At 75.9% G+C, this 1487-nt stretch carries 1 pseudogene; it reads left to right on the top strand.

Annotated elements, in window-relative coordinates:
- Nucleotides 1–1487, top strand: a pseudogene (locus tag HW445_RS30685) (molecular chaperone Hsp90); the annotation flags it as partial.

Below are 1487 nucleotides of genomic sequence, written 5' to 3'. Positions count from 1 at the left end.
GCCCACCCGCTGCTGGAGAAGCTGGGCGCGCTGCCCGCGACCGCCCGCGCCGTCCTGACCACCGGCCAGGTCCGCGCGGCGGTCGCCGCGTCGCTGGACGACGAGGGCGCCGGCTGGGACGAGAACGCCCTCGACGCCGACGAACTGGCCGACCTGGTCCTCACGTTGGTGCGCGACGCGAACCTGGAGCCGGGCGACGAGCCGTGGTTGGGCGCGCTGGCCCTGCCCGACGAGGAGGGTGAACTCGCGCCCGCCGGTGAACTCCTCTTCCCCGGGAGCGACTTCGCCCGCGTCGTCCGTGAGGGAGAACTGCCCGCCGTGGACGAGGAGCTGGCCGGCCGCTGGGGCGAGGAGACGCTCGCCGCCTGCGGCGTGCTGGCCGGCTTCGCGCTGGTCCGCGCGAGCGACGTCGTCCTCGACCCGGACGAACTGGAGCCGCGTGAGGGGGACTTCGCCGAGCCCGACGACGCCGGGCTGCTGGACGCGGTCGACGTCTGGTGCGAGGACGTCCTCGACCGTTTCCCCGACACCCCCGTGCCGCCGGTCGCCACCGAACTGGTCGCGGTCCGTGACCTGGAACTGGTCGACGACGACCGCTGGCCCGAGGCGCTGGCCATGCTCTCCCTCCCGCCCCTGCGGGACGCCCTGGTCCAGCCGGTGCGGGTGCTCATGCCGGACGGCACCCACGAGACGGTCCGCCCGTACACGGCCTGGTGGCTGCGCGGCCACCCGGTCCTCGACGGCCGGCGCCCGGCCGGGCTGCTCGCCGCCGGGGGTGATCCGCTGCTGCGCGGCCTCTACGACGAGGCGGACGCCACCGGTTTCGACGACGTCCAGGTGCTCCGTGCCCTCGGCGTGCGCACCACCGTGGACGCGCTGCTCGACGAACCGGGCGGCGCCGCCGAACTCCTCGACCGTCTCACCGACCCCGGCCGCGTGGTCACCCCCGCCCAGCTGCACGGTCTCTACAGCGCGCTGGCCGAGCTCGACCCGGAGCGGGTGGGGCTGCTGCCGGACGAGGTCCGCGCGGTGGTGGACGGCCGGGCGGAGATCGTCGACGCCGCCTACGCGGTGGTGGTGGACTCGCCCGACCTGCTGCCGCTGATCGCCGGGACCCCGCTCCTCCCGGTCCGCCCGGACCGCGCCGCCGGCCTCGCCGAGCTCTTCCAGGTCCGCCGCCTCAGCGAGACGGTGCCCGGCACGGTCACCTCCCAGGGCGTGGAGCACGAGGTGCCGGACGCGGTACGGGCGCTGCTGGGGCCGTCCGCGCCGGCGTCCTACGTGGAGCACGAGGAACTGGTGGTCGACGGCACCGAACTGGACTGGCGGCTCACCGACGACGGCACGGTCCACGCCGCCACGCTGGAGGGCGTCGCCGCGGGCCTCGCCTGGGCGGCCCGCCAGTGGCCGCGCCGCTTCGAGGTGGCCGCCCTCCTGGAGGACCCGACCCGCACCGAGGAACTCGCCACGGCCCGCTGGTTCGACTG

The organism is Streptomyces sp. UH6, from assembly GCF_013421635.1.
In the GTDB taxonomy this organism is placed as follows: domain Bacteria; phylum Actinomycetota; class Actinomycetes; order Streptomycetales; family Streptomycetaceae; genus Streptomyces; species Streptomyces abyssomicinicus.
Note: the sequence above shows the minus strand (reverse complement) of the source record. Positions and strands in the feature narration are given on the sequence as shown.